The organism is Paenibacillus vulneris, from assembly GCF_039543185.1.
GTDB classification, from domain to species: domain Bacteria; phylum Bacillota; class Bacilli; order Paenibacillales; family NBRC-103111; genus Paenibacillus_S; species Paenibacillus_S vulneris.
The window spans coordinates 231,954-256,197 of the sequence record NZ_BAABJG010000055.1; the positions used below are offsets into that span (position 1 = coordinate 231,954).

The following is a 24,244-nucleotide window of genomic DNA, read 5'->3' on the forward strand; positions in this document are numbered from 1 at the left end:
CCGAACACCTCCACGGCAGCAATTGGGTATTACTCCTACACTTTTAAAATAATACGAAATGAGAAATCATTTATAGGGACATAATCGCATCCTTATAGGTTTATTGTTCCTAGATGATGAAGTTAGCAAAATAAAAACCCCAGCCCGAAGCTGGAGTTTCAGTGAACTTATTATTCCGGGGTTTGAATAGCCCAAAGCACTTCTGCATCAAATAGCTTCCAAAACTCATCGGTAGCATTTTCCTTCATTTGTGTACCTAAGTTGGTAAAGAAAAACGCAGAGCGTGCCGGTACTGTTTCCCCTAGAATATTTTTGGAGCCCTTCTCATAGGCAAAGATGGTTGCTTTGTTGGGTTCGCCTTTCACAGTCGCGACTACAATCGCATCCTTGCTCGGAACCCCGTAGGTAAGTCTAAAAGGCTCATAGTGAATCTGCACATCTCCGGTAAGTCCAGCCGCCAGCGGATGGTCCGGCTTCACAATCGAAATCTCCGTTTGCTTCTCGGCGTTCGCGTTTTCTGAGACGGAAGATAAATCGGCATCTCCCATGGTTCGGGAATGGCTATAAATAATTGGAATAGGAAGCGATTTCAATTTCTTCTTTACATATTTGGGATTCGTCGACCAGCCGATATAGGCGAGATCATAGCCTTCAAATGCTTCCGCAGTAATTTTTGTACTGGCCAAACGAGTCACTTCGAATCCAAGAGATTGCAGACGGTTTACAACCATATTATCGTCCTTGCGAAAATCGGGATTACCCGTGTTCACATCGCTAGTCATAAGAACTCTTTTTCCTTTTGCAGAGGCTTTGCCGGAATCCTCTTTATTCGGCGCAGGCGATGGCAGTGGTGTTGGTGATGGAAACGGTGAAGGGGTCGGACCGGCCAATATTTTTGTTGCCTCATAGCTTGCAAGGACCAGCATTTTACGTGTGGCCGGTGACTTGCCTCCAAATGTGCCGTTGTCCATCTTCGCCATAATACTCTTTTCCAGAGCAAGCGTTACATAACCCTTAGCCCAATCGTCCACGGTGCTGTCCGACACTGGCGCTGCTTTTTGAGCAAGCTCTTCCAAGCCAAGACCGCGGATAAGAAATGCAGCCAGCTCTTGGCGGGATACTTCTCCAGATGGATTATACGTTTTGCCCTCCGAATCATAACCATTCGTAAGCCCCGCCTTTTTCAACGCTTCTACATACGTGAAGGACCAATGATCGGTGCCCAAGTCGGTAAAGGAAGGGTTTGTAAGCGCTTTATTCGTTGGCAACGAAAAAATAATAGAAGCCACTTTTGCAAATTGCGCTCGATCCATCTTGGAGTCCAAACCGAATGTATCTTCCGAGACGCCGCTAAACATGCCACCACGAATCAGTTCATCGAACTTAGCTTTCGTTTCTTGAGGGAGAGTCTTCAAATCCTTGAAGTCTTCTACCGATTTGACTCCCTCTCGAGCGATAGCTGAAGCAAATGGAAGTACGGTGAAAGATAAAAGAAAAAAACATAATACTAAAGCGATTATTTTTCTCAATTCGGACACCATCCTCATTTTCGTATTGATCCATTTAGAGAATCGTTTACCTTGCACTTTAAACTACAGCTCGGATATGCCATCTACCACCTCCTTTCGTAATTTTTTCCGACAAGCAGATATTATTTTCCGGCAGCCTTATTCAGCTCCTCCTTGGCCGCTTTCTCCGCTAAGATCGCCTTGGTCTCCCTCTCCTCCGTCATTCTCAGCGCTGTAACGCTATCCTTGGATTCCAGGAATATCAATGGGGCGAACACGCCTTGCGTATTAACAAGGTGGTAGGTTAAACCTGGTGCGCGAGGAGGAGTAGCATCCGCATATTTGCCGTAGAAAACGGATTCGGTGTGCTTACCCTTCAGCTGCGGTAAATTTTTACCGAACGCTTCTTTCACTGCCTGTGTTTGCACGGATCCGACAATACCTTCCTTGGACAGCTCGATTTGAGCCTCTTCGCTCAATAGATAGGAAATGACCTGAAACGCCTGATCCTTCTTCGTCGATTGCTTCGTTATGTAAAGCGAATTAACGTTAGGCTGGTATCTTGTGTCCGGTAAATCATTGAAAAACGGAACTGCAGCAATATCGAAATTCAGGTTCTTATTGTCTTCGTAAAACTTTACAATTCGGTCCACAGAAGCGATGGCCATAGCAATGTTGCCTTTGGAGAAATTTTCAACCGTATCGAATTGGTTGGCCGGAATCTCATAGAAACGCCGCAAGTTGTCAACCAGCTTCTTCCACCCATCCGTATTCAAAACCGCCTTGTCTTCAGTTGGGTGCAAAGGGTTCAAGGATAGCTGATTGTAGTTCATATAATGACCGGGATTTTGTGAATATCCTTTATACGTGATTTCCCCTTCTACACGAGTCAGCTTCTTGGCCAATTCGTATGCTTCATCGTAAGTTATGCCGTCCTTCGGGTAGTCCACGCCGAATTTGTCAAAGATATCTTTGTTGTAAAAGAGGATATAATCGCCAATTTGAAACGGAAGTCCGTAAATAGCCCCGTCCTGGGTAATGTTCTTCATTCGGTCCATGGCCGGCTTATTCAGCTTTTCCGTATCGAAGTTATATTTCTTGATCAGCTCTCTCATGTCATACTGAAGATCGTTATCGATAATGTAACGGTTCAGATTCAAGTGAGAATCGTCCATGATAATATCAGGGATGGTCCCGGCCGCAATCAGGTCCTTGTACTGTCTTCCCGGGTTATCCCAATGGATGTGCTTGATCTTTAGATCTGGGAACTTTTTTTGCAGAGGTTGAGCAATCTGCTTCTGAAAAATATCTTCTTTGACATAAAAAGCAGGCCAAACCGTGTAAATCAACAGTTCGTTTTCCGGGGAAACAGGTGCTTCGGACTTTCCAATGTTTGCCGCTTCGTCCGATTTGCAGCCTGCAAGCAAAATGGCCATTGCAGCAAAGGCAAACGCGGCTTGTTTCCATGCTTTATTCATTGGACGTACCTCCTTTTCGGCTATAAAAGCAAAGCACCCCCTATCATTTCATCAACAATGAGGGTGCTTTTGGAGTTGGTTATTATTTTTTTGCCGCCTTTTCGAGCTCGGTCTTGGCGGCTTTGTTGGTCTCGATAGCTTTCGTAGACTGCTCCTCAATCATCCGGAGCGCCGTAACGGAGTCCTTCGATTCTTTGAAGATAAGAGGCGCGAAAACATTTTGCATCGGAACGTCGTACCATAGCAAGCCTGCTGCACGTGCAGCCGGCGGCATCGCCGTTTTGCCGTTAAAGATCGCCTTCGTATTTTTCCCGCGCATTTGCGACAGGTTTTGACCGAAAGCCTCCTGTACCGCCTTGGATTCCATTGGAACGATGACGCCTTCCTTCGCCAATTCTACCTGATGCTCCTCAGACAGAATGGCAGCCATAGCCTGGAACGCGAGATCCTTCTTCGTGGATTGCTTCGTGATGTACATCGAATACAAATTCGGCTGGTATCTCGTATTCGGCGCTTCACTGAAGGAAGGCACGGAAACGACGTCGAAGTTCAAGTTCTTATTCTGTTCAACGAACGAAACTAGATGGTCCACTGTGGCAACGGCCATGGCGATATTTCCTTTCGATGCAAACACTTCGACCGTATCGAACTGATTGGCAGGAATATCATAGAACCGTCGCATATTGTCTACGACCTTTTTCCATTCCGGTGTATTCAGGCTGGCTTTGTCTTCCTTCAGGCTAAGCGGTGATAGGGACAGCTGGTTGTAGTTCATATAATGTCCCGGATTTTGGGAGTAGCCCTTGTAAGTGACCTCCCCCTCCACTCGGGTCAGCTTCTTCGCCAGCTCGTAGATCTCATCGTAGGTCATGCCGTCCTTCGGATAGTCTACACCGAACTTGTCGAAGATGTCTTTATTATAGAACAGCAGGAAGTCGTTATTGTTATAAGGCAGACCGAATAGCGTTCCTTCCGGCGTCAGGTTTTTCATTTGGGCTACATGAGCCGGATTTAGCTTGCTCGTATCGAAATTGTATTTTTTGACCAAATCTCCGATATCGTACTGAAGATCGTTGTCAAAAATATACCGCTGTACATTCATCCGAGTGTTATCGAGAATGATGTCCGGAATGGTTCCGGCAGCAATTAAATCCTTGTACTCACGGCCCTTATCCCAATGAACATGCTTGATCGTAATATCAGGGAACTTTTTCTTAAGAAATTGCCCGATCTGCTTATCGAAGTTCTCTTCCTTTGCAAAATACGCAGGGTAGACCGTGTAAATAAACAGTTCGTTGGGTGAAGATTTGGGTGTAGTCGGATTATCTTCCACCACAGGTGAGGATGTACAGCCTGCCAACAACGCTAGTGACGAAGTAAACAAGATGGTTCTCGATACGGATTTCTTCATGATTTTTAAGTCCTCCCTGGTTTCATTCCGGTCTAACCGTTTTGCAGCGTCCATAAAGCCAAGTTATCCAGAAGCTTCCAGCCATTATCGGTCGTATTTTCATGCAAGCCGTTATTCAAGAAGAAGAACGAGGTACGCGCTTTCACTTCATAACCATTATCGGCTTTCGAGCCTTTGTCGTAATAATAAATGGCCGCTTTGTCTTTATCTCCAGGAGCGGTTGCTATCACTTTGGCCTCCTTGCCGGGCAGACCATAACCGATCCCGATTTTGGAGTTCGTTTCTTTATAAATATCCACAGTACCCGACAAACCGCCAGCTACTTTATGTTTGCCGTCCACGATATCGATCGATTTGACATTAAACACGTTGGCGTTCTCTTCTATTGACGATAAGCCTAGATAGTACATGCCATGATTTTTGACATAGACAGTTGGAATCGCTACCTCCTTCATAACGCCTTCCTTCAATATTTTGGAGTTCGTAGTTTGGCTGAAATACAGCAAATCATAGCCTTTCGTTTCATCAACCGTGAAATCCCGGTCCGCTATATTGGTAACCTTAAATCCAAGCGCTTTCAATCTGCCGGCTACCAATTGGTCCTCCTGGGCGTTTTCCCGGCCTACCATCAGCACTTTTTTTCCGCTTGCGGATACTTCCGGTTTTTCCGGTGCAGGAGTCGCTTCTGGCGCTTTGCTTGGCGCTGGCGCTGCAGTTTCCGGTGCCTTAGGGGCCTCCGTCTTTGTTTCCTCAGCTTTAGGCTTTTCCTCAGGCGCTTTGGTAGCTGCCGGTGCAGGCGTTGGTGTTTCTGCCGGGGCTTTCGTCTCTTCCGGCTTCGATGTTTCCGCAGGTGTCTTTTCATCCGGTTTAGGCGTCGATTCAGGCGCTTTGGTTTCCGCCGGTTTCGGAGTCGCTGGAGTAGCCGTCGGCGTAGATTGTAGCGATGGGGTAACAACCCCCTTCAACGTATTGTCGGACGCATTATTTTGAGAAGAAGAGCATGCCATGATAGATATCGCCATTAAAGCAATAACGAGCAAACTAAATAGACGCTTCATCGATTGGATTCCCCCTTTAATTGTGGCTAGCCTTTCCTTTGGGACAAACAAAAACCTCCAGCCTCACTTTCATCGATCCTCTGGAGGTTTGTTTATTCAAGTTTCCTATTGTAGCTATGTTATTTGTTCGCTGCCTTCTCCGTCTGAATTCCCTTGGTCGTCTGCTCCTCAACCATCCGAAGTGCCGTAACGGAGTCCTTCGATTCCCCGAATATCAGTGGCTGGAAGACAATGTGTGCAGGAACGTCGATATAAGTCAAGCCGTTAGCGCGGGCCGCAGGCGGCATTGCATTTTTGCTCGCAAAGATCGCTTGCGTATGTTTCCCCTGCATCTGCGGCAGGTTTTTCCCGAACGCTTCCTGAACGGCCTTACTCTCCAACGGACCAATGATGCCTTCTTTGGATAACTCGATCTGCATCTCTTCCGAGAGCAGGTAGGAGATTACCTGGAAGGCCATATCCTTCTTCGTCGATTGCTTCGTGATATAAGCGGAGTACATATTCGGTTGTGCTTTCGTATTCGGCAAATCACTGAAGGACGGCATCGAAGCGATATCGAAATTCAAGTTTTTGTTTTGCTCATACCACTGAATGATTTTTTCCGATACATGGACGCTCATCGCCATCTTCCCTTTAGGGAAATCGTCTACGGAAGTAAACTGGTTGGCCGGAATTTCATAAAACCGTCTCAAGTTGTCAACCAGGATCTTCCACTCCGGCGTATTCAGCTCCGCCTTATCCTCCGTCAAGCTGAGAGGTGAAGCAGACCGCTGATTATAGGTCATGTACAACCCCGGATGCTGCTGGTAACCCTTGTATGTATTTTCGCCCTCGACCCGCGTCAGTTTCTTAGCCAGCTCGTAGACTTCATCGTACGTCATCCCGTCTTTAGGATAATCGACACCGAATTTATCAAAGATATCTTTGTTATAGAACAACACCAAATCGCTCAATTGGAACGGCAGACCGTAAATCTTCCCTTCCGGGGTCACATTCTTCATCTGTGCCATCGCTGCGGGATTCAGCTTGCTCGTATCGAAATTGTACTTTTTGATCAGCTCGGTCATATCGTACTGAAGGTCGTTTTTAATAATGTATCTTTGCAGGTTCATGCGGGCATTGTCGATGATAATATCGGGAATCGTGCCTGCAGCGATTAAATCCTTGTACTCTCTTCCTTTATCCCAGTGCACGTGCTTGATCGTGATATCCGGAAACTTCTTCTTTAAATATTGGCCGATTTGCTTATCGAACACTTCCTCTTTGGCATAAAAAGCGGGGTAGACCGTATAGATGAAAATCTCATTATCCGGCGATTTCGGCGTATTTTTTGATGCCTCCGGTTCTACGGGATTGGCGGGTGAGCTGGTACAGCCGGCTAACATGGAAACGGCTGAAGCTATGACGAGTGAAGATTTCAGAATCTTGTTCATTCCTCGGTTAAACCTCCTTTTAAATTGGCCCGTTATATCGTTTCAGGATTACCTCTTCTCACTAAAGCAGTTTGTAAAATAATAGGATCGACCTCCCTTTGTTGATGTCTGGCCGTTGAAGTACGTTCCCCCTGCAAAGATACCGTCAATATGAAAACGCTTTGAAAATTATGGATGAACGGCCGCCGTCAAAAAATGACTTACAGGATGTACTTTTACTTTATTACGAAACCGTATTTCATTCATTGGGGGGGATTTCATTTTTATAGGTTGTTTGTTGCATCTTTTCTTGAAATAGGTTCGCTGCCATTAACTGGATAATGCATCAATCAGCTTCGCATGGTGAACGAAAAAAGCCTCTTCCCGTTAAGGAGAGGCCTGCTTCCCTATTTGCTTCCTGCAGCCCATTGGACGGCGGCGTCAAAAAGCTTCCATCCTTCCTCGGTTTGATTAATTTCCTCCCCGCCGACCAGGTAAAAGTAAACTTGCCTTGCCGGAACCGTTTCGTTCTTAAGCGTTTTCGAGCCCTTATCGAAAGCGCAGACGACGGCCCTTCTCTCATCATCCGGCGCAGAAGCAATAACAATGCCGTCCTTTGCCGGTACGACGAAACCGATCTTGCCCTCCGACTGATACACGTTCACAGTCCCCTGCAAGCCCGCTGCCATCGGATGGTCTGCCTTCTTGATCGTTACCGCTTTGCCTGCAAAATCACCTTGATCCACATCCGACTCCTTACCCGACAAATCGATATCACCCATATTTTGAGCTTCGGCATAGATGACAGGTACCGGAGAGTTCTTCAGCTTATTGCCTACCTTGTTGGAATTTACCGTGGAGCTAACAAAGACTAAAGAATAGTTCAGCGCTTGCTCTGCCGTCAGCTCTTTGTCCGCCGTTACGAATACCTCATATCCAAGCTCTTTCAAGTGCTTGACAACGATAGCATCTCCTCCGCCTTCCCTACCGACGAACAGTGCTTTCTTGGAGGCTGGGGCCTTCGTAGCCGAAGAAGCGGAACAGGCTGTCACAATCATGAAAATCAAAATAATGGATATCATGCCTGCAATTCGTTTCATCCTGCAATCCTCCCATCAGGGGCTACTTTTTCCCTAACGCCCATTTGACTGATGCGTCAAACAGCTTCCACCCTGCTTCTGTCTGGTTGATCTCTTCTCCGTTGAACATGTAGAAGTACACTTCGCGCGCTGCGACCGGATTGCCTTTGGCATTTTTGGCACCCTTTTCATAGGCGAAAATGGTAGACTTCTGATCCTCGTTAGGCACCGTAGCTACGACGATAGCTTCTTTACCGGGAATGGCGTAGCCCATTTTCCCATTGTCCTGATATACATCCACCGTACCCTGCAGGCCTGCAGCCAGCTCATGCTTGCTATCCTTGATCTGTATCGTTTTGGCTGCATTCGCTCCCGTAAGGGCGCCGTATCCCTCCGTTTCGGTCATCCCTGTATCGCTGGTGGATTGAGGCTCGGCATAAATCACCGGCACGGGAACATTGACGAACTTATCCTGTATTTTGTTGGAATTGACGGACTCGCTGACATAAATCAAGGATTGACCTTTGGTATGATCGACCGTAAGCTCCTTATCGATGACAACTGTAACCTCAAGCCCATGTACTTCCTTCAAACGTTTAATGGTGATGGCGTCTCCGCCACCGTCTTTTCCGACAAACAGCACTTTGTTACCCGGATTCTTTCCTGTAGTACCGGCAGGTGAGGCATTGCAAGCCATTAAGGTAATTACCATAGCCATAGCTGCGATCATTCCAAATAAACGCTTCATCCAAGGACCTCCTCAAAATTTGGATTGATGAAACTGATTGAATTGCCGAGAAGCCTATCCCATCAGGACCGTGTGGGGTTAACCCACTATTTTGCCCCGTTGGCAGCAGCCCATTCGATGGCCGCATCAAACAGCTTCCAGCCGTTATCCGTCAGCTTCTCTTCCTCTCCGGTAGGCATGGAGAAATACACTTGTCTTGCAGGAACAACCTCGTTATTGATGTTCTTGGAGCCTTTTTCGTATCCAAAAATCATGATCTTCTTATTATCGCCGCTGGCTGGATACTCAGCGATGGTTACGGCGTCCTTGCCCGGATGCAGCCCGTAAGAGATTTTTCCATCTTCCTTATAAATGGCGACAGTATCCTTCAAACCAGCTGCCAAAGGATGCTTCTCATTCAGAATATGAATCGTCCTGACTTTCTCCTCTTGACCGAATTTCTGTACCCCGACCAAGCCTGCTTCACTCGCAACCTGGTTTTTGGCAACTACGATAGGAACTGTCGAGCTCTTCAGCTTCGAGTCGATTTTGGAGGAATTAACGGATTCACTAACATATATGACTCCGTAATCCTTGGCCTTCTCCAACGTAAAGTCAGCGTCCACGATGTCCATGACCTGATAGCCCAGTTTTTTCAAGTGGTTGATAAGGAACGGATCGCCTCCTCCTTCTTTTTTCCGGATGAGCAGCACCTTCTTGGCATTAGCCGACGCATTGGCACTAACCTGTGAGCTTCCGCCTCCCCCCTGTGCAGAGCAGGCCATCAGGGAAGCAGCCATCATCAGTGCAACCAGCATTGCAAGTAACCGTTTCATCTTATGAAACCTCCATTTCATTCAAAAATTAACCTATTCCACCAAACCCGTTCTCTCCACGCCTTCAATAAACCATCGTTGGGTAAAGGTATACAAGATCATCGGAGGAATGATCATCAGGAAGGTCGTCGCCATTCGTATGGCTTCATCCGTGACGGAAGGACCGTATACCTCCGCCTGCTGCCTAAGTGCTGACGCAATTCGGGATATGCCCATGGATAACGGGGCGGTCTCAATATCCGCCAAATACATGCTCGGCAGGTAAAAGTCATTCCATGTCCAGATGAAAGAGAACAGGAACACTACCAAAATCGCAGGCTTGGCAAGAGGCATCATCACCTTGTAAAAAATTTTGTATACGCTGGCTCCGTCGATCCGCGCCGCTTCCTCCAGCTCCTTGGGCTGCGTGGAGAAAAACTGGCGGTAAATGATGACAAATAAAGCTCCCTTTAAGCCCAGACCGAAAAATGCCGGTACGATGATGGGATAAATCGTATTTAGCAATCCTAGCTCCCGGGCATAGATGATATTCGGCAAAATGGTTACCTGCATCGGGACTACAAAGGTCAGCAGCAGGAAAAAGAACATCACGTTCTTGAAGGGCACCTTCAATCTGGCAAAGGCATAGCCGGTTACTGCACACGACATCGTTTGGAATATAGCTACGGAAAGCGCAAGCATCAAGCTGATGCCAAGCGCCTTCGGATACTTCAGCCAGTCCCACGCATCCTGCAGATTCCCGAGATACACGATTCTCGGGAACCAATTGACCGCCGGATCCAGCAGGTCATCTGCATTTTTGACCATCGTAGTGACCATGTGCAGCACAGGCTTCAAATAGATGTACGCCGTATCCAGCAAGATCAAGTAAATGAACACCCGGAACAGCAGACCTTTATCCGCTTCCCTGCCGACGATCCTGTACCGGATATCGGATAAGCGGGTAAGCAGCGCCAGCTCCTGGCCTTTCTTCGTTTTTAGACCGATCACAAGCTTCACCCCTTAGACAAAATAATTTCGGTTTTATGCAGCATCCCTCTGTGACTTGGTCGCCTTATTGAAAATATAGAAGATAATCGCCAGGAAAAAGCTGATGATGAGGAAATAAATCCAAATCAACGCGCTGTACTGACCGTACTCGCTGTCCCTGACTCTCGTCAAAATCGGGTTGGTCGGGAAAGTGAACAAATCGACCACCGTATAGATCATATTCAAAAAGATAAACGGAGTCATCGCTGGAAGTGTAATTTTCCAGAAGGTCTCCCAAGGCCCTGCGCCGTCAATCCTCGCCGCTTCATAAGCCGAGTTCGAAATGGTTTGCCTTCCTCCCAGAAAGATCAGAATTTGAACCCCGGAATACCACAAAATCAAGACGAAGGAATCCAGAACGCCGATCAGGGGCCCCGACCATGTAGCCGACAAGTTGGCTTTAATGAGACCGGATACGTTGTACTTGGACATGAATCCAAGGTCGCCCTCCCCTTGGGTTAGAAACTCCTTGACCACTTCGCCTGTGGACAGGATGACCGGAAGGAAGAACACGGCGCGGAACAACGTCCGTCCCGCAAACTTTTGGTTCAATATGATCGCAATCAGGAGCGCGAAGATGACGATAATCGGAATCATAAAGAGCGCTTGCCTTAGAAAAGGCAAAAGCTGGTTATACAGCATATCACCGTTCTCGAACAGGATGTACCGGTAATGAGTAAGACCGATGAACTGCGTCGTCGTTTTGGTGGCGGTGATCGTCACCTTCTGAAAGCTCATAAATAGAGAGTACCCCAATGGAAACGCCATGAAGACCAGAAAGCCAAAGAACCATGGAGCAATGAAAATCGATCCCTCTACATACTCGAGCAGGGATGCCCGTAAGCGCAGCTTGGTTTTCATCCTTTATCCCCCCCTCGAATAACGGCAAAGCTTTGCGCCGGCACCACCGTGCTTCCGGCCTGGTAGGAATCCCTGCTGTAGTTGACGATGATGCGTTTTCCGTTCGAATAGGTCGTCTCCTTGATGTTAGGAGCCAGCGTTTTGTGATTCACGATGAACTGATTCTGCACATCTCCCAGCGCATCGTTGTACTGCCGGTACTGTTCGACGGCAATTTTCTCCCAATCGGTGAAATGGGTATTATAGTACCGGATGCCGTAAGCGTTCACGAACTCCTTGGTCTCCGCCCGGCTAAAGATGAAGGACGGCACCGCACCATACTCGATGTCCCTTAAGAAATCATTGACATCTTCCTGCCGGTTATTCGCATATTCCGACGAGTAAGTGATTAAACCGTGCGCAGCAATCTGGGCAAAAGGAACCGCATCATCCGTAAATAAATCATAGGAATGATCGTAGACCAGATTTTGAATATGATTCACTTCCGGCAGCACGAAAAAGCTGGACTTATTCCCCTTTACGCCCCCCAGCACATCCTTGATGTTTTTCAGGATACGTTCTTGAATGTCTCTGGCTTCATCCCGCGGGGATCCGAACGAAGTATTATAATCGCTGAACAGTCTCTGCCCCAGCCGGTTAACGGCAAGTCCGTCTACTCCGAGCTCCTTGTATTTGCTTAAATCCTTCTTGACCATCTCTTCCACGAACTTGTCACTAACTACCGGTACCCGCGAGTTGTTGTACAATGTATTCACGGCAAGCTTGCGGCCGGCAAGATTGACAACGGCGTTGAATTTTTCCTCGAATCCCCCGGCCCCCGTGTTATTCAGGCCGTATTCGGTGTCCAGATACACGGGAAAGCCTTTGCTGTGCGCGTTATCGATAAGCGACTTCATCCCTTTATCACCGCCGATCCGCTTATCTGCGGGCAGTGATTGACCGAATGAGCTGTAACCGTTCTGCTGCCAGCCCATATACGTAATCGACATATTGCCGACGCCCTTGTCAGATAAGGAATTGATCATTTGGTTGACGTCTTCCGTATTAGTCAGGTTAATATAGCGGTCTGTGAAAACTCCTTTCTCACTGTCGCCTCCAATGACATCTACATGCATCGGAATATTCGTGTTTTTCGCCTCGTAGCGCTGTACCCCTTTGTCTTTCATCAAATACTCGCGATATTTTTGCGCCATCCCCACATAATCCGTCTGCTGCCGATCCAGAATGTAATAACGAACGATGCGGTCGCTGCCGAACAGTTCATTTTTGTTATAATCAACAAATCCCCACTCATCCGGCGAATTCCGGCTCGTAAACTGAAGGAAGCTTGATCGGAAGTTCATCGTTGTGGTGACCCAGTTGTAATTACTTAGGACACCGGATGGGGCTGCCACAATATTCGCGTATTCCTCACCGTCCTGCAGGACGGCCAGAAATCCTTTGGAGCCAGTTTTCATCCCGAATACAGGCATGATGATTTTATTGCGGTTATTGCTTAACCCTGTAAAAGTATTGTCAGGGCCGAATACGCTTTCATCATACAGCTTATTAACATTCAGCTGGTTATCCTTGAATCGGATTAATGCGCCTGCCCCGTCCGGTATAAACATATATCCGTCCTGGCCCGTCGAATACTCGGCGCCGAAGAACGGAAACAGCCTTACCCAGACAAGACCCATCTTTGATTCCTTGATGCCTTCTCTGACAATTTTCGTCTCGATGTAGTCCTGCTCGATTTTCACTTCAATGGGAATGGTGAAGCCCGTTTCGGGTAATTCATAGGTCAAGGAGAATCCCCCAGGAATCGTCTTGACCTCTTTCACCTTTCCGCCTTCAGCCCCCAAATTTGTTTCCTTCGGCTGCAGAATGCTCTTGGAAAAATCAACATACTGGACCATCAGCGGTGAAGCCAAATGCTTCTTCCAGTTCTCCGAAATCTTCTCCTGCGCCCAGAATTCCGGATTCGGGTAGGACCGGTACACATTGCCGTTGCGTTTGTCCTCCACCTGGAAATGTCCTGTCGTATCATCCACCTTTAACCGGAGAATATCAGTGTCCGCAATGCTCTTGAAATCACTGTCTTTGGGCAGCTGGGAGGGTGCACCCTTTTGTGCTGGCGCTTGGCTCTCCTGCTGCGGAAGGGCGGCAACCCCCTTTTTCTCCGCACGAAATTCAAATTTCGCATTGGTAACAAAAATCAGGACGGCGGCCAAGATCAGGATCGTCACGATCGCAGTAGATTTATTGACTTTGCTCAGTAGCCCTGTCATCTCAAGATCGCCTCCTGAACCATTTCATAGAATAAGGAAACCAAATCGTTCGTCAAACCGGTTGTCACAAAAATCAGGACCCCGATTACGATCATTGTACACAGGGTCAGAAAAATATTAAGAACACATTCCCCAACCGTGTAGTTATGAACCCACTGAATTTTCCAGAACATCAGCAATCCGATCCAGACCACGGTCCCCTCAGCGATAAAGTTATATATCGAGGACTCGGATAAAGTCATCACATTCGATAGGAAGGCCAGAGGGATTCCAATGATAATGTAGGGCACCAGCGCATAGGCACTGCCGATAAAGATATCCCGGAAGCGTCCTTCTCCCCGATAAATTGAGCTGACGAGATAATTGGCGATGATCCATGTAATCCATACAATAAAAAACTGCGTGAAGATCGAGTACACATCAACTCGGGTCGCCATATTAAATGAAAAGCTCGTGAAATATTCCTTGAAGACAAGAGCCGCGTACACGCCGAGCAGGATTAGAACAGCCGCTATATAGCTGCCCTTTCCCTCATAGCGGACCGCAGTAAAGCCATCGACCGGATGCTTCAAGATATACATGGCATGCTTCAGGTTCAGAATAAAAGAATTCTGGGATCTTCGTCTGCCGCGCCATTTGCTGCGAAGCTTGCTCTTGGCCGTCAGCTTGTCGGTAACGAATATCAGGATAGCACCGAAGAACACGATGCTTGCGATCCAGGAGAAATATTTCTGGAAAAATCTCATTCTGATTTGCCAAAAGGCTTCCGAGTATCCCTCATGGTCGCCCGCTTCCTTAAATAAGTCTCTCGCTTCCTCGAAGCGTTCCTTTTTATAGGCGGCCTTGGCCAACCCTAGAATGGCCGGAGTAAATTGCGCATTCATGCGTAGTACGTCCTGCCACGGCTTCTCGCTGGCTTCATAATATCCGGCAAGGGTTTGCTGATTCGCCTGGTTCACCTTTTGCCCGAATTCGGATAAACGGAACATCTGCACGATATTTTCTTGGTCGTCCAGGACGAACAGCTCATTTCTTGAGTTGACGTCAAGCGCTACGGGACTTTTCAAAAGACCGACCTGCGAGGAGCCGACAGCCGAAGGGCCTCCCCAGAAATAGAGCAGATTGCCGGAAGCATCATAATGGCTGATATACTTGAACTGCTGGTCGATGACAATCATATTGCCAACCTGGTCGACGGCCACATCCGTTAATTGAGGCGTATTGACGAAGCCTTTGGACGCAGGAAGCATGGCCGCATCCATAGCCCGGTATTCACCGAACGATTTCTGGGAGCTGCGCAGCAGATTCTCGCCCTTGATATTCAGTTTTTTCAGCTGATCCGACTTGACCGTTCCGCCCGTCACCGTATAGATATAACCGTTTTTATCCGTAGCGACACTGTTGATCGTCTCCGGCTTTTTGGCCACCTCGTTAGCATACATCTCCTTCGTGTACAGCCAGCGCTTCATAGCGTCCAACGCAGAAATCACCGTCTTGTTCGCTCCGAAAAAGCCTTGAAATTTCCCCATCGAGTCGAGCAGCACCAAGCCTTCATATCCGCCGTGAACGGCTATGTAGAGAAAGCCGCGCTCATCGACCATGACTTTCGAGGGATCGAAAACGAACGTGTCCGGAATAAATCGGGAATCCGGACGTTTAAATTCCTTTTTCAGCTTGCCGTTCGCGTCCAGGGAGACGACTCTTTTATTGCCTGTGTCGGCAATATAGATATCCCCATCCGCCGTTACGAATACGCCTTCCGGCTTGACAAGCGGGCTCTCCGGTACGCTGATATAACGAATCAGCTGCCCCTTTTCATCCATATGCACAACGCGGTTGTTGCCCGTATCGGCAATATAGATTTCGTCCTTCGCATCGATAAAAATATCTTTCGGCGTCTGCATGGTTGATTTGATCTTGGCCCCAGGATTATTAGGGTCGGTCACGAACAAATTCTGCCCGATAACTCCAATAGGATAGTACGCCGGTTGAAGCCATATCAGATTCTGATTGTTATCCTTCGTAAACGTGGAATATTTGACGGCCGCCTCCGCTGTTGCGGGAAGCAGCGCGGTACATAAGATGATCAAGGACAGAAGCAGCCTCCACCTATAGCATCTCGCTTTCATGCTCAAACCTCCTTTACCTCATTGTTCGTCTAGACCCTGTTCGTCGGGAATGACCTTCCGATGCAGCCTAACGGGTCCGAGCAACCCATAAGGCCTCACATTGTACTCTGGCGTATAATCGCTGCCTTCCTTCCGGAAGGAGGCCCAGCTGGTTGTCGAAGGGTCGCCCGAAGCCGCATGAAACGGTCCCAGCATGTTGCGCGGACTGCTCATGACCTCGATCTCTACCCGATTCACCCCCGGGGTTAGCAGCGGCGTCAGGTCCAGACGATTAGCGGCTCTCCAAGGGATATGGCCGGCCGTCTCCCCGTTGACCCTTACTTCCACTGTAACAGCCGAATAATCACCCAGCTCGAGCTCCGTCCTCCATGCCTTGTTATCCTTCCTGATATCCACATCAAAGTGGTAGATCATACTGCCGCAGTAATGGTAATAGCCTTGTGCACACCAGTCTCCCAAAGCCAGAACCTCGGGCTCCGAGGTGATTCTGCGTTCCTTGTCGACCCCGAAATCACCAGCTAAATAAATATCCTCAACCTCCATCCACAGGTGATACTTACAGGAGAGGATGAGTTCATTGCTTCCTAGTTTCAAACCTGGCAGGCGCACCTTGTCGAAGGAGCGATCCAGAAACCATCCGCTTGAAGCCGGGTTTACCTTCTTCCCGTTGAGACTTATGTCGTAATACTCGGCTGATTCAATAATCAGGAACACATCCCCTACGGGTAATTCAGTGACATCAAAGGCAAACTTGAACTCAACCGGGACTCCATTCATTGGATGGTTTTCGTAAATCCACTTATAACGCTGTTCAATTCCGTTCCCGTACACCTGCTTCATGCCAAGTGCTTCCCGAACAGCCCTTTGGGCTTTCCAAACATCAACAGCCTCCGACCAGCCAGCGTCTCCCATACGGTACGAGCATCTATCCAAGGTCAGTATGTTCGGCAGGGTGCGGGAAAACGCGTGCGGAGTATCAAGCTCCACAGTGACTTCTTCTTTAGGCTCAACCTTATCCTGTATGGCTTGCAGTATCTTTTCTTCAGATCGGTGTTCGTTACAAGAGAACACGTAAAGCTTGGAATCCGCAGGGCCAAAGCAGGCTTCGAAGCTAATGCAGCTTTCATTTACCTGAATGGGAGCAACAGCCTTCTTCACCCCGGTAAGAGCACACCATTCCTCAACCGTTCCGTTTCCTTCCAGGGTGACTGTCACCTGATGGGAGTGGTCACGATCATTATTCACGATAAACAAGACCCGGCCTTCCCCGTCGAACAGTTCACGCAGCATATACAGCATTTCAGGCGCCTCTTCCGACTGCTTGTTAATGATGCTCACTCTTCTTGGGGCTATTCTCTCCAGCGCTTCCACCGTTTCTCGAATATCCTGAACAATGCTCATGTTTTCGTGACGGTAGAGGTTAGTCAGCCTATCGGTTGCCTGCCGACCTTCGATCATGAACGGAGGCGGTCCTGCAGCTATGATGTTTCCGCCTGCATTCAAGAAATCGGCCAGCAATTGAAACGTGCTCTCCAGCATCGTCCGGATGGGAGGAATGACGACGATGCTGTATTCCGCCAAATTCACGGCAAGCTTGTTCTCTATGAGCTTCCCGGTTTCAGCCATTATGATTTCGTCTCCGATATCAAAATCATAATGGGCTTTAAGCAAGCCGCCGAGAAACTCGTTGAACTCATGCCCATAATGGTTGACGGCGGAAACATCCTTATCCTTCCCCCTCGCCGGAAACCCGTATGGTCCTGTACCGACCATACTCCATGCTGTGGATGAAGGATGCAGCACCAGGATATCGCGAACAGGTCTCCCCTCGGTCAGCACAGCGGATAAACGGGCAAAATAATCTTCTACTACGTGGTTGTACTTCCACCAGGATGTATTGTAGTTAAAGACTGGCGGGTAGTCCCTTTTTCTGCATCCTTTGATCGAATACAGTGCCAAATGCTGCGACCTGACGTTGACACCGAGTACATATTGAAAATCACCGATCCATTTCTGCCCTTCGAAGGTAAACCCCCATCCGGTACAGCCATAGGTCTCCGTTAAGACATACTTACGTCCGTATTGGTTGGCGACGCTGGTGCATTGCTTGACCGTGATATATTCCTTTGTCTGCTCGTTCAGCATATCGATTCCCGGTACTTGTTGAAACCGGTAGTTCGGCATAACGGCTCCACATACCCTTGTAGCGGTTCCCATGTTGTTCTCCCATAAATAATGGCCGGTGAAGGCAATGCCATGATCCCCACACCATTCTCCGAGCTGCTTCGAGTAGGATTCGCTGAATCTTTCGGTCAGCGTCCTCCAATAATCATGACGGGCTTGAGCGGAATAATCTCCGTCGAAGTACATATAGGGAATGAGGTCCATCAGATCGTACCCACGCCGTTCCTGAAAAAACTCAGGGAACGACCAGCTCCATGGGAGCCATCCCCGCCCTTCCGTAAATTTGCAATGACGGTCATGCACGCTCGGCTCATCAGTGAACACTCCACGAATGGTTGTGCCGAAGTGATCTCCTACTTCCCGTTTGTAGGCTTCGTAAGTGATATCCAGGAAACAGCGAACCGTGTCCGGATTCAGATGATCCGGCGGCGCTTCGTTATTGAACCACTCGCTTCGCTCGGATATTTCTACGCGGAATACAAGAAGCACTTCATCTTCCCTCAGGTCATACGGCTCATCCAGGCGCAGTTTCGTACAGCGGAGCAACTGCCTCTCGTCGATGACCGCCTGGAAAAGAGCAACCGCATCGGCATAGTTACCGTTATCGTTAGGTGCCCCCTTCCGCACCACTTCCATCGTGAGCCCTTTGGCGCGGAAAGCGTCACCGCCTCTCGCCTGAACGAGGCCTCCGGCGAACCCGGAGGGCCAACGGTCTTCATCGTACAACCAGACCTGCATGCCGAGCTCGGCTGCAGTATCGACCGTTCGGCGCACACAATCCATCCATGCCGGCCCCATATAATCGGTTTCCAAGCCGTCGCGGGAATGGATGAAGAAGCCGCCCATTCCCTGTTCCTTCATTTGGCCGACTTGGCGCGCAAGCTCCTCTGCATCCAAATCGTCGTTCCAGGCCCAGAAAGGGGCCGATCTATGCTCGACAGACGGTTGATCAAATTGTTGTCGTAATCTTCCCAGTGCGTTCATCGCAAAGGACCTCCTTATGCAAAAACTGTCCCCTAAAGCCGGCAATTAATTTGCCGCGCCATGACTGTGCAGGATCATCACTTGCTTCGGCTCAAGCTGAACTTCCCCTTGGACGGAGATTCCGGTCAGAAGCTCCTTCTGTTCCTGTTCTCCCGTATGTATGGATAATCGTTCATCGCTATGATTCATAATGAAGGTAAAGCGGCTGCCGCCTTTCTCACGGCAGGTAACCTCGATTCCCGGCGGCGCGGCGGCTATAGGTTCGATTCCTTTGCTGTCGCATAGCTGCTTCAACCATATTTCCATGAATTCGCGGCTCGGGTCCGTTGCCGCATACCAGGCTACCCCTTTGCCGTAACGGTTCCTCGTCAAAGCCGGTGATCCCTTGTAAAAATCGCTCCCGAATACGGCCATCGTATCCGCTCCTTCCGGATGAACGACTTCACATACGAGTCCGCATTCGTACGCATCTTCGAGGGGACCGAGCTTTTGCTGCATGAGCATCGTATTGCGTTGATCGGGAAACATCGCGTCGATCTCCTCTACCCAGATGCCCAGCAGCTTGCGGAGCTCACCCGGATACCCGCCTGGAGTAACCAGATCGCTTTCATTGACGATTCCGCTGTAAAACGTCGTGACCCAAGTTCCGCCGTTCTCGACATACTTCTCAAGCTTCTCCGCCAGCCCTGGCTTTACCATATAAAGCATTGGAGCCAATAAGATGTCGTAGGCGTCAAAATCGGAATTCACATGAAGCAAATCAACCGAGTAATGGTTGACATACAGCGCATCATAATATTTTTGAATTTGATCCAAATATTTCATGTAAGCCGAAGGGCCGCCGCCAAGTTCAACCGCCCACCAATTCTCCCAATCAAATAAGATCCCGATGCGGCTCCTGGTCTGCGAATGAAGCAGCAAGCTGCCGAGCTCCTTCAGCTCGCTTCCTAGCTGTGCGCATTCTCTAAACACCCGAGTGTTCTCATGCCCGGCATGATCGATAACTGCTCCGTGAAATTTCTCATAGGCGCCCAGAGAACGGCGCAGCTGGAAGAACATGATCGACTCCGCTCCGCGGGAGATGGCCTGATAGCTTCTAATCCGCATCACGCCGGGCCGTTTCATCGGATTGACCGATTTCCAATTGATCACGCTTGGACTTTGTTCCATCAGCATAAAGGGGGCTCCGTCCTTGATACCGCGCATCAGATCGTATCTTAGTGCCATATAGCTTTCCGGCGTGTGATTTTCCGGGTAGATATCCAGAGCTGCTATATCCAGGTACGGCGCCCATTTAAAATAATCCAAAGGCTTATAAGTCCCGTTCCCTTGAAAATTAGTCGTCACGATGGCATCCGGGATGATTTCTTTAATCGCACGGTATTCAATGAGATAGCACTCAAGCCAGCTGTCCGAATTGAATCGGAAGAAATCGAGAGTGATGCCTTGAAAAGCCGTCTGATCGGAATTTCCTCCTGATAACCCCTCGCTAAGGCCGCTTGGGATGACAATCTCCTCCCAATCATAGAAGGTATGCCCCCAGAACTTGGTATACCAAGCCTGATTCAGCTTCTCTAACGAACCGTAACGCCGCTTCAGCCACTGCCTGAAGGCCTGCTCACAATTATCGCAGTGGCATCGGATGCCGATCTCGTTGTTCACATGCCACAGCAGCAAAGCCGGATGGTCCTTGTACCGTTCGGCCAGTTTGCCTGCCATGATTCCGGCATAATGGCGGAAGGTCGGACTGCTCGGACAGGAATTATGCCGCCTGCCGTATTTTCTTTTCTTGCCATCGCCGGTGACGGTCAGGACGTCCGGGTACTTCCTGGCCATCCATGCCGGATGCGCCGCCGTACTCGTACCCAAGCAAACCCGCACCCCGTTTGCGTGCAGCTTATCCATCATGTCGTCCAGCCAATCGAACCGGTAGGTATTCTCATCCGGCTGGTTTAATGACCAGGAGAACACGTTTAATGTAGCTATATCGATGCCGGCCATTTGGAACAGCCTCATATCCTCATCCCATATGTCTCGGGGGAATTGCTCCGGGTTGTAGTCCCCGCCGTACATAATTTTGGGAAATCCAGATGCCCTCATGGGCTCACCTCCAGTCTGTTACCAGCTTCATCATAATGCTCGGTCCCGCTTGCCACCGGCTCTGGCTGATGCTTGCCCAGCTTCATCGGTGTGCGATCCCTGTTGGAAAAAGGCTTTAACCTTACGGTAAATGTAGTCTTCACCGGCTTTACCAAGTGCTTATCGAGCGGAGGGGCTTCCCCACAGCTGTGATTACCGATCGGTGCTTGCCTGCAATCCATGTGAACGACGGTTTCCTTTAACCGGACCAAATCGTACGTATGCTTGGCTTTGCTCAAATTCTCGGTGGAGTAATGGCTCGCGCCTACATTCAACGTCGGCATGCCTCCAATCCATAACCCGATCCCGCGAAGATTGGTCAGGGCTGCCCAGCGAACATCCGCCTTGTTGCCGTTCTCCTGAGGCTTGATGTACGGCACGAATTGATCCTCCACCTTACCGCTGTACACACCGAGCCTTCCGCTTTCCTTACGGTCTTCATAGCATTCGTGAGGCCCGAGTCCAAACCAGGAAAACTGCTCGAAGCCTTCCGGCATGACCATCTCCAATCCAAGCTTGGGCAGAGGAGGAAGCTCCAGTCCTTCCCGTGGTTCGACGCAAGTCGTAATGACAACATCTCCGCTGCCATACACCGTATATGTCATAAATACCGTGAAGCAAGCCGGCAACCCGGCTGCTCCAAGGGTGCTCTTCACTTCAACCAGCAGCGCCCGAGAAACAAGGGGACGTACGGTAACCTCCGTTACCCGCTGCTGCAGCGCATCATAGCCGGCCTTCTTCCATTCCTTCGATTGCCGGGAATCGTTGTCTATAGCAGCCCTCCATAGTTGAACCTTTGGACCTGAGGCCAATAGAGGTACATCGTTATATGAGAACGCAGACAGCAGCCCGCGGGATTTGTCTATTTTCAAAGAAAAATCTACACCTTGTATATGAAGAAACGTATCCGTTTCCATTGTTCTCAGTGACGGCATCGAAGCTATTGGCTGGTAAGAAACCGGCTGCCCGGCTTGGGCTTCGAAAATCTTCAAATCAGCCCAGGCTACTTCATGCCCTTGAGGAGCCCAGAGCGCTTCCTCCCTCAACGTAAAACGGAGATGCAGCCAATACTCGCCGCTTTGCAGCTTATGGTTTACATTCCAAGGGATGAAAACCGACGCTTGTTCTCCGGCTGCAAGCTCCATCTCGGGAAGCTCGCCTTGCCCGACGATGTCCCCGTCCCGATACAGGAACCAGGTGCCTGTAAGATGCTCCAAGGATAAGAAATCATAACGATTGTGAATGCGGACGATCCCTGACCCTACATCGACCGCTTCTATCTTCACTGGTTCCATAACCTTTTTGACTTCTAATATGGAAGCCTTCTTTTTCCTGTCAGGGAAAAGCAGCCCGTCAATACAAAAATGTCCGCTGTGAGGATGGTCGTTGAAGTCTCCTCCGTAAGCGTACCAAGCTTCGCCGGAATCGGTTTTCTGCAGCAGCCCGTGATCGGCCCACTCCCAGATCAGTCCGCCGGCCAACCGACGGTAACTATACACCGCATCCCAATATTCCTGCAGGTTCCCTACCGAATTGCCCATCGCATGGGCAAACTCGCACATAAGAAAGGGCCTGTCGTCTTCCTTCTTTCCCTCCTCGATCAATGCATCCAACGAAGGGTACATGCAGCTGACAATATCAACGACGGGCGCATCCTTGGCACGTTCGTAATGAATCGGCCGGGTCGAATCCGTTTCGCGGACCCATCTTGCCATAACATCATGATTGCGGCCGTAGCCGGATTCATTTCCCAGCGACCAGATAATGATGGAAGGGTGATTCTTATCCTGCTCTACCATCCGCTGAACTCGATCGAGGAAGGAACGCTCCCATGCGGGGTCCTCCGCCAAATAGCTTTCATTGCCGATAAAATGGCATCCGTGAGTTTCCAAATCCGCTTCATCAATCACATACAGTCCATAGCGGTCACACAAGTCAAGCCATCGCTTGTCATTCGGATAATGGGATAGCCGAACTGTGTTCATATTATGCTGCTTCATCAAGCGGATATCTTCAATCATCGATTCGATAGGTGTAGTAAATCCGAGCTCCGGATGGAATTCGTTACGGTTAACCCCTTTTAATATGACCGGTCTTCCATTAACAAGGATCTGGCCATCCTGAATCGCAATATCTCGAAAGCCGACGGTCACGCTACCCGTCTCCAGAACTTGTCCCTGTTCATCCTCGAGCTGCACAAGCAGAAAATACAAGTTGGGCGTTTCCGCCGTCCATTGCAGGGGAGCCGCGACGGGAATCATTCCATCCACGGTTTGTTCCTCTCCGCCGTTCAAAGCCTGAACGGGATACACTTGATTGCAGACGGTCTGTCGGCTGCCGTCCAAAAGCGTCAGCTTGATTCGATGTAAACCGTTAGCAGGGACATCCTCAATATTTTTTACTTGGAGACGAACGGATAGCTCCGCATCTACCTTAGCCGGATCGGTAAATCGCGTTTGTATCGCGACATCCCGAATATGGACGGACGGTACGGCTTTCAAATATACATCGCGAAACATCCCGCTTAACCGCCACTTATCCTGATCCTCCAGATAACTGCCGTCACACCATTGATACACCTGTACGGCAATCGTGTTAGCCCCTGGCTGAATCAGCGCAGTAATGCGAAATTCCGACTCGAGATGTGCACCCTGTCCGTAGCCTGCCAGCTTCCCGTTCACCCACACATGAAAAGCCGAGTCAACCCCTTCAAAGACCAGATACAGCTGCCGGTCCTTCCATGAATCCGGAACGAAAAAGCTTCTGCGGTAGCAGCCTGCCGGATTGTCAGCCGGCACATGGGGCGGATCGATCGGAAACGGATAATAACTGCTGGAATAATGCGGACGGCCGTATCCGTGAAGCTGCCAGTTGCTTGGCACCGGTATCGTATCCCAATCGTCTGCCGTAAAGCCGGGCTCATAGAATTTATCCGGCACATCTGCAGCGTTGTCCGAATACTTGAATGCCCAATTACCGTTTAGCGACTGATAATAAGGTGAAGCTGCCCGTTCGTTATCCAGTGCTGTCTCTGCATCGGCATATGGAATGAAGCCTGCATGGGGAGGCTCCGTATTCCTTCCGAGAACCTCCCTATTTCGCCAATCAGGGATTGCTTGATTATTCACGTTCACGTCGT

The 24,244-nt window shown here is 49.2% G+C and carries 15 protein-coding genes; all 15 read right to left on the reverse strand.

Annotation, left to right across the window (positions count from 1 at the left end; translation table 11 throughout):
* Nucleotides 1-170: 170 nt before the first annotated feature.
* Complete coding sequence (locus ABEA66_RS33785; RefSeq protein WP_345594580.1) at nucleotides 171-1,529, reverse strand: S-layer homology domain-containing protein; 1,359 nt, start codon at nucleotides 1,527-1,529, stop codon at nucleotides 171-173.
* A gap of 122 nt (nucleotides 1,530-1,651) precedes the next feature.
* Nucleotides 1,652-2,986 carry an ABC transporter substrate-binding protein gene (locus ABEA66_RS33790; protein WP_345594582.1) on the reverse strand — a complete coding sequence of 445 codons (1,335 nt, stop codon included), beginning with the start codon at nucleotides 2,984-2,986 and terminating at the stop codon, nucleotides 1,652-1,654.
* An 82-nt stretch (nucleotides 2,987-3,068) separates the two neighbouring features.
* Nucleotides 3,069-4,397 carry an ABC transporter substrate-binding protein gene (locus ABEA66_RS33795; RefSeq protein ID WP_345594584.1) on the reverse strand — a complete coding sequence of 443 codons (1,329 nt, stop codon included), beginning with the start codon at nucleotides 4,395-4,397 and terminating at the stop codon, nucleotides 3,069-3,071.
* A 32-nt stretch (nucleotides 4,398-4,429) separates the two neighbouring features.
* Nucleotides 4,430-5,455, reverse strand: a complete 1,026-nt coding sequence (locus ABEA66_RS33800) for a hypothetical protein (RefSeq protein ID WP_345594587.1) — start codon at nucleotides 5,453-5,455, stop codon at nucleotides 4,430-4,432.
* A 119-nt stretch (nucleotides 5,456-5,574) separates the two neighbouring features.
* Nucleotides 5,575-6,888 (reverse strand): ABC transporter substrate-binding protein, encoded by a 1,314-nt coding sequence (locus ABEA66_RS33805; RefSeq protein ID WP_345594589.1) that lies wholly within the window; start codon nucleotides 6,886-6,888, stop codon nucleotides 5,575-5,577.
* 386 nt (nucleotides 6,889-7,274) lie between these two features.
* On the reverse strand, nucleotides 7,275-7,967 hold the full coding sequence (locus tag ABEA66_RS33810) for a hypothetical protein (RefSeq protein WP_345594591.1): 693 nt from the start codon (nucleotides 7,965-7,967) through the stop codon (nucleotides 7,275-7,277).
* A gap of 22 nt (nucleotides 7,968-7,989) precedes the next feature.
* Nucleotides 7,990-8,694: a hypothetical protein gene (locus tag ABEA66_RS33815; protein WP_079909237.1), complete on the reverse strand. Its 705-nt coding sequence runs from the start codon at nucleotides 8,692-8,694 to the stop codon at nucleotides 7,990-7,992.
* 86 nt (nucleotides 8,695-8,780) lie between these two features.
* Nucleotides 8,781-9,509: a hypothetical protein gene (locus ABEA66_RS33820; protein ID WP_079909236.1), complete on the reverse strand. Its 729-nt coding sequence runs from the start codon at nucleotides 9,507-9,509 to the stop codon at nucleotides 8,781-8,783.
* A 33-nt stretch (nucleotides 9,510-9,542) separates the two neighbouring features.
* Nucleotides 9,543-10,499: a carbohydrate ABC transporter permease gene (locus ABEA66_RS33825; RefSeq protein WP_256865250.1), complete on the reverse strand. Its 957-nt coding sequence runs from the start codon at nucleotides 10,497-10,499 to the stop codon at nucleotides 9,543-9,545.
* 33 nt (nucleotides 10,500-10,532) lie between these two features.
* Complete coding sequence (locus ABEA66_RS33830) at nucleotides 10,533-11,399, reverse strand: carbohydrate ABC transporter permease (protein WP_079909234.1); 867 nt, start codon at nucleotides 11,397-11,399, stop codon at nucleotides 10,533-10,535.
* Nucleotides 11,396-13,669: a DUF5696 domain-containing protein gene (locus ABEA66_RS33835; RefSeq protein ID WP_345594596.1), complete on the reverse strand. Its 2,274-nt coding sequence runs from the start codon at nucleotides 13,667-13,669 to the stop codon at nucleotides 11,396-11,398. Before ABEA66_RS33835 ends, ABEA66_RS33830 begins: the two co-directional genes overlap by 4 nt.
* Nucleotides 13,666-15,798 carry a YIP1 family protein gene (locus tag ABEA66_RS33840; protein WP_345594598.1) on the reverse strand — a complete coding sequence of 711 codons (2,133 nt, stop codon included), beginning with the start codon at nucleotides 15,796-15,798 and terminating at the stop codon, nucleotides 13,666-13,668. Before ABEA66_RS33840 ends, ABEA66_RS33835 begins: the two co-directional genes overlap by 4 nt.
* A gap of 18 nt (nucleotides 15,799-15,816) precedes the next feature.
* Complete coding sequence (locus ABEA66_RS33845; RefSeq protein ID WP_345594600.1) at nucleotides 15,817-18,966, reverse strand: glycosyl hydrolase; 3,150 nt, start codon at nucleotides 18,964-18,966, stop codon at nucleotides 15,817-15,819.
* 45 nt (nucleotides 18,967-19,011) lie between these two features.
* Nucleotides 19,012-21,066, reverse strand: a complete 2,055-nt coding sequence (locus ABEA66_RS33850; protein WP_345594602.1) for a beta-galactosidase — start codon at nucleotides 21,064-21,066, stop codon at nucleotides 19,012-19,014.
* Nucleotides 21,063-24,239 (reverse strand): glycoside hydrolase family 2 TIM barrel-domain containing protein, encoded by a 3,177-nt coding sequence (locus ABEA66_RS33855; protein WP_345594604.1) that lies wholly within the window; start codon nucleotides 24,237-24,239, stop codon nucleotides 21,063-21,065. Before ABEA66_RS33855 ends, ABEA66_RS33850 begins: the two co-directional genes overlap by 4 nt.
* Nucleotides 24,240-24,244: the final 5 nt, after the last annotated feature.